Source organism: Vulcanococcus sp., from assembly GCF_044369115.1.
Taxonomy (GTDB): Bacteria; Cyanobacteriota; Cyanobacteriia; order PCC-6307; family Cyanobiaceae; genus Vulcanococcus.
On record NZ_JBIPMN010000173.1, the window covers coordinates 1 to 5380 of the forward strand.

The following is a 5380-nucleotide window of genomic DNA, read 5'->3' on the forward strand; positions in this document are numbered from 1 at the left end:
CTCCAGGCCTGTGGTATCGGCAGGATCGAGACCAAAGGCGGCGTAGCTCTCCTCCATCGGTGCATCGAGGGGGGTGCCGCCGCCGATCACCTTGTCGAAGGCAAGGCGCTCGGCCACGTTCACGGCCGGCTCAAAGAACGAGGCCACGCCCTGCATCAGGCGCAGCAGGAAGGGCCGCACCCGGAACACCCGGGCGCTCTTGCTGCAGAACTTCTCGCACAGCTGGGTGATCTCACCGGTGCTCCAGGCGCGAGGACCCACCACCGGCAGGGCCTTGCGGATGGTTTCGGCGCGGGTGAGGGCCGCTACAGCAAAACGGGCCACATCCTGGGTGTTCATGTAGGCGATCGGTGTTGGCGTTCCGCTCACCCACACCGTTTGGTTTTCCAGCACCGGAATCGCGATCTGACTGATCAGACCCTGCATGAAGGCCACGCAGCGCAGAATCGTGTAATCGAAATCCGACTGCATCAGCGCCTGCTCGCTGCAGTACTTGATATCCATCAACGGCACATCGCGGTGCTTCTCCGCACCGAGAAGCGACACAAACACAAATCGCTTCACGCCAGAGCGCTCACAGGCGTTGAGCAGGTTGAGCTTGCCCGTCCAGTCGGTGTCGTAGCTGCTGCCGGGATCGTTGGCGCGCGCCGTGGCCGCATCGATCACGGCCTCCTGACCCTCAAGGGCGTAATCGAGGCTGTCGGGCTCGAGCAGATCACCGCGGGTGAGCTCGCAGCCCCACTCCTGCAGAAACGAAGCTTTGCGGGGTGAGCGCACCATGCAACGCACCTGGTGGCCGGCATCGAGGGCCTGGCGGGCGATCTGCCTGCCCAGCGTGCCCGTAGCACCGATCACCAGCATCTGCATGAGGCTTGTTCAGCGAGGCACGAGCCTAGTGGTGTGCCTGCTGGGTCGCGCTCAGAGCATTCGCTCAGGCTCAGTTATCTCCCTGGAGCTTGAGCAGCAGCGCACCACCCGCCAGACCAATGGGGATCAGAACCCAGAACAGCGCTGCAGTGCCGAAGATCTCCGAGGCCATAGCCAGGTGGCGTAACGGCTACCTGTTTAGCGCAGCCGCCAGCTCCAACAGCCGAGGCCAGGGGGCATTGCAGCGAAACATTCCATCCATCACGCCGGATCGCAGGGCCGTGTACCCCTCCGCCGCCAGGGCCTGCAGCAGCGCTGGCGTGGAAGGAGGGCCGCCGCCCAGGCGCCGCCCCAGCTCAGCGCTGGACCAGCAGCGCGCCGGTAGACCTGGATCTGCCAAGAGGCGAGCCAGCAGGCGTTCACTGCTCCGAGCCACACATCCGGCCGGCAGCTGCGGCACCAGCCGCTGCATCGCTGCCAGTGTGGGTGCGTGCTGCAGCGGGCCCAGCCACAGCGGCCCCGAGATGGCCAGCGGCGACGGCCTCCCAATGCAGGCGCAGGCGGGCCACTGGCGCAGCTGCAGCAGGCTCTGCTCCAGCTGCTCGCCGCAGGCATGGCAGTGGGCCAGCAGCCCCAATTGCTGTTCCTGGCGGGCATCGGCGCGGCGCTGCAGCTGAATCGCCGTGCGAAAGGTGCGCCCCTCGCTGAAGCTGAACAGCGGCCGAATGCCCCGGCCCATGGCCCAGGCCGCGCGGGCCACCACGGCGATCTGCAGGCGCAGGGCCAACTCCCAGCTGGCGGGATGCGCTCGGGCCGCAGCCCCCAGGGAGCGAATCGCAGCGGAGCGGTCGTGGCCGGTGGGGGAGCGACCATCGGTGCTAGCGAGATAAAGCACCCCTTCAAACTGCAGCGCCTCAAGGGCTGCAGGCACCAGAGCCGTGGGGCAGCCGAAGGCATCGAGATCGAGCAACCCGAAGCGACGCTCCTCCAGCAGGCAGCCCGCCAGCAGCTTCTGGGCCGTTTGGGCGGTGATCTCCAGGGATGTTGCGGCGGCCTCGAGGGGCACAAGGTTGCGCTGCAGCACAGGCAGCCGATCGGCATCGGCATCGTTGGCCCACACGGCACTGGCGCCGGCTTCGAGGCCATAGCGCAGGGCGCGGATGCCGCAGCCCGCCATCAGATCGAGCACCGCCAGAGGCTGCGCCAACTCCAGCTCACCCCGGGCGAGCAGCGACGCCAGCAGCACGCCCAGATCGCGCGATGGGCGGGATTCCGGCCGGAAGAAGCCGGAGCCGAGCTGCAGCGCTGCGGCACCTTCGCAATAGTGAAGGGAGCTCGCTGCCGCAGCAGCGCTGCCATCCGCCTGCCCAGAGAGCTCCGCCGTGTCGGCCACCACCGCTTTCCAAGCCTCTGTGTCAGCCCCCCAGCCTGCCCCCGCAGGCGCCCAGTGGGGGGAGCACGGCAACTGGCAGTGGCAGGAGCACACCTGCCACTGGCGGGTGCTGGGCGACCGGAACCATCCCGCCCTGGTGCTGATCCATGGCTTCGGTGCGGCTAGCGGCCACTGGCGCCACAACGCCAGGGAGCTAGCAGCGGCCGGTTGGTGCGTGTACGCGCTTGATCTGGTGGGCTTCGGGGCCTCAAGCCAGCCCGGCCACCGGCGCGATCGCCCGCTCGATAACCGACTCTGGGCACGGCAGCTGCAGGGGTTTCTCGAGCAGGTGGTGCAGGGCCCGGCGGTGCTGGTGGGTAACTCCCTGGGCAGCCTTGTGGCGATCACCTGCGCCGTGTTCTTCCCGATGTGGGTGCACGGCGTGGTGGCGGCGCCTCTGCCCGATCCCACCCTGCTGATGCCGCCTCGGCGGCGGCGACGCCCCTGGCGCCGGCAGGCCAAGCGCCAGCTGGTGGTGGTGCTGTGCCGCCTGCTGCCCCTGGAACTGCTGGTGCCCCTGATCGCCCGCACACCGCTGCTGGATCTGGGCCTGCGCAGCGCCTACAGCGACCAGCGGGCGGTGGACCGCGAACTGCGCCGCCTGATCGCCCGCCCAGCGCTGCGGCCGCGGGCAGCGCGGGCGCTGCGGGCCATGAGCATCGGCATGGCCCTACGGCCCCATGGCGCCACGGCGGCGGTGCTACTGGAGCAGATGCGCCAGCCGCTGCTGGTGCTCTGGGGCAGCCACGACCGGCTGGTGCCGCCTCAGATCAGCCAGCGCCTGCAGCGCCACAAAGGCGATCTGGAGCTGCAACTGCTGCCCAGGCTCGGCCATTGCCCCCATGATGAGAGGCCCGAGCTGTTCAACCACCACGTGTTGGGCTGGCTGGCGCGTAATTTGGATTCACGTCAGCCACACGAACAGCCCTGGGCATGAAGCACACCCTGTCGGTGCTGGTGGAAGACGAATCGGGCGTGCTGAGCCGCATCTCCGGCCTGTTTGCCCGCCGTGGTTTCAACATCGAGAGCCTGGCCGTCGGGCCTGCCGAACGCAGCGGCGTGTCGCGGCTCACGATGGTGGTGGAGGGTGATGAGCGCACCCTGGCTCAGATGAGCAAGCAGCTCGACAAGCTGATCAACGTTCTCGAGGTCACCGACCTCACCCGCATCCCGGCCGTGGAGCGGGAGCTGATGCTGGTGAAGGTGTCGGCACCGGAGAGCCAGCGAGCCGCCATCCTGGATCTGGTGCAGGTGTTCCGCGCCCGGGTGGTGGATCTGGGCAGCGAAGCCCTCACCGTGGAGGTGGTGGGGGATCCCGGCAAACTCGTGGCCCTGGAAAATGTGCTCGAGCCCTACGGGATCCTGGAGATTGCCCGCACCGGCCGCATCTCTCTGGAGCGCGCCTCCGGCGTGAGCACCCCATATCTGAAGGTCACCAGCCTGGACAAGCGCGTGCCGGCCTAAGTCAGCACGCACTGTTCCAGCGAATGGGAACTACTTGGCGTCCTGCACCAAGGTGCCTCCTTGCAGCACCTTGGCGCTGATCAGCTTATCGCCCTGGCTGATTCGGTCCACCACATCCATGCCCTTGGTCACCCGGCCAAACACGGCATAACGACCATCCAGCTCCGGCAGGGCCCGCAGGGCGATATAAAACTGCGCGCTGGCGGAATTGGGGTCGTTAGAGCGGGCCATCGCCAGGGCACCGCGCTGATGCTGCAGCTTCAGCTTCTCCGCCTTACCAGGCCCCACGGTGATCTCGCCGTAGCGGGGGCTGCTGTCACCGTCGAGGAAGAGCTCGAGCGGAATCAGGCGCGGCTGTCCGGTAGTGGGGTCGACAAAACTGCCGGTACCGAGCAGGTCCACCGGCGTGTTGGGGTTGGCGCTCTGGGGATCGCCCCCTTGCACCACAAATGGAATGGGCTCTTTCACCACACGGTGGAACAGGGTGCCGTTGTAAGTGCCGCGGCGCACCAGATCCACAAAGTTGCCAGCGGTGAGCGGCGCGGCGCTGCCATCCAGACTGAGCTCAACAGTGCCTTTGCTCGTGGTGAGCTCCACCAGGGCCGTGCCCTTCAGGCAAGGCACACCCGAGGCACCGCAACCAAAGCTTGTGGAAGGCCCAGGAGCAGCGCAGGCCACAGGACCAAGCGGGCTGAGCAACAGCAGTAGTGCCAGCAGCAGGCTGCGCAGAGAGCCCGAGCGCAACGAGGGCATACGGAGCGTCGTCATACGGAAGGTCACCAGGCGGTGCGAGCGCATGCTCAAACGCCCTCGAGCGGAACACCGAGGAAGCGGGCCAGCTCGGCACCACCACGCTCAAGATCAGCCAGAGGCATCGGTTCTCCAACGCGGGTGAGGGGCAGATCGCGGCGACCCTGCACGCGCAGAGCCAGCCGGCGGCGGGGGTTGAGGCCATCGCGCACATCCACCTTCACGGCCTGGATGTCTTTGAGCGGGGTGGTGACGCTGATTAGCTGGCGGAAACCGCGGCGGGTCACAGTGAGGGTGCCGGCGGTTTTATCGAAACGGTTGGCGCCGGAACCCACATCGAGGGCGATCACGGCCCACAGATAAGTAGAGAGCAGCGCAGCGGCGATGCCGTAGAGGCCCATCACCAAACCCTGTGGCACCCAGCTCAGGGCGGCGGGGTGACCGATGGGCAGCAGATCGGTGCCGAGGTAGCTCGAGGCGCTGGTGAGCAGAAAGCCCAGACCGCCGGTGCTCACCACAGCCGCCACCAACACATTGGAGAGGCGGCGGGAGCCCAGCACGTCCTGCTCCAGCAACGCGGAAGACGAGGCAGCCTTTGCTGCGGATGCCGAGGCCATATGGGCGGAACAACCGGTGGCTTGCCATCTTGGCGCGCCTGCTATCCAGGCTGGCCCAGGCCTGAGCACAAATACCCAAAACGCAATGGTGACGGGCCGTGTCAGGCCGTCAAAACCCGCCTCGCGGTGCCGATCAACGTTGTTACCATCGCCCGGTAACCCACAGCCCGCGGTTTTTCCCACCCATGACGATCGCTGTAGGGCGCGCGCCGCAGCGGGGATGGTTTGACGTCCTCGATGACTGGCTCAA

General features: G+C 67.1%; 7 protein-coding genes. 2 read left to right on the forward strand and 5 right to left on the reverse strand.

The window, feature by feature from the left end:
- The 3 genes from ACIQ2E_RS12135 to ACIQ2E_RS12145 form a co-directional block, all read right to left on the reverse strand.
- A partial coding sequence (locus ACIQ2E_RS12135) for an NAD(P)H-binding protein (protein WP_398330835.1) occupies nucleotides 1-867 on the reverse strand: 867 nt, incomplete at its 3' end.
- A 70-nt stretch (nucleotides 868-937) separates the two neighbouring features.
- Nucleotides 938-1039, reverse strand: coding sequence for a cytochrome b6-f complex subunit PetM (gene petM, locus ACIQ2E_RS12140; protein WP_217796089.1), 102 nt, complete (start codon nucleotides 1037-1039; stop codon nucleotides 938-940).
- Nucleotides 1040-1057: 18 nt separating this feature from the next.
- Nucleotides 1058-2260 (reverse strand): N2,N2-dimethylguanosine tRNA methyltransferase, encoded by a 1203-nt coding sequence (locus ACIQ2E_RS12145; protein ID WP_398330838.1) that lies wholly within the window; start codon nucleotides 2258-2260, stop codon nucleotides 1058-1060.
- Here ACIQ2E_RS12145 and ACIQ2E_RS12150 point away from each other — a divergent pair.
- Nucleotides 2250-3236: an alpha/beta fold hydrolase gene (locus tag ACIQ2E_RS12150; protein WP_398330841.1), complete on the forward strand. Its 987-nt coding sequence runs from the start codon at nucleotides 2250-2252 to the stop codon at nucleotides 3234-3236. The two genes, ACIQ2E_RS12145 and ACIQ2E_RS12150, sit on opposite strands and share 11 nt — an antisense overlap.
- The gene (gene ilvN / locus ACIQ2E_RS12155) at nucleotides 3233-3763 is read left to right on the forward strand and encodes an acetolactate synthase small subunit (protein ID WP_296365921.1); all 531 of its coding nucleotides are present in this window, start codon (nucleotides 3233-3235) and stop codon (nucleotides 3761-3763) included. The genes ACIQ2E_RS12150 and ilvN overlap by 4 nt, the downstream gene beginning before the upstream one ends.
- A 30-nt stretch (nucleotides 3764-3793) precedes the next feature.
- Here the strand turns inward: ilvN and ACIQ2E_RS12160 are convergent, their stop codons facing one another.
- Nucleotides 3794-4531: a peptidylprolyl isomerase gene (locus ACIQ2E_RS12160; protein WP_398330845.1), complete on the reverse strand. Its 738-nt coding sequence runs from the start codon at nucleotides 4529-4531 to the stop codon at nucleotides 3794-3796.
- 32 nt (nucleotides 4532-4563) lie between these two features.
- Nucleotides 4564-5130: a photosystem I assembly protein Ycf4 gene (locus tag ACIQ2E_RS12165; protein WP_398330848.1), complete on the reverse strand. Its 567-nt coding sequence runs from the start codon at nucleotides 5128-5130 to the stop codon at nucleotides 4564-4566.
- Between the last annotated feature and the right edge of the window lie 250 nt (nucleotides 5131-5380).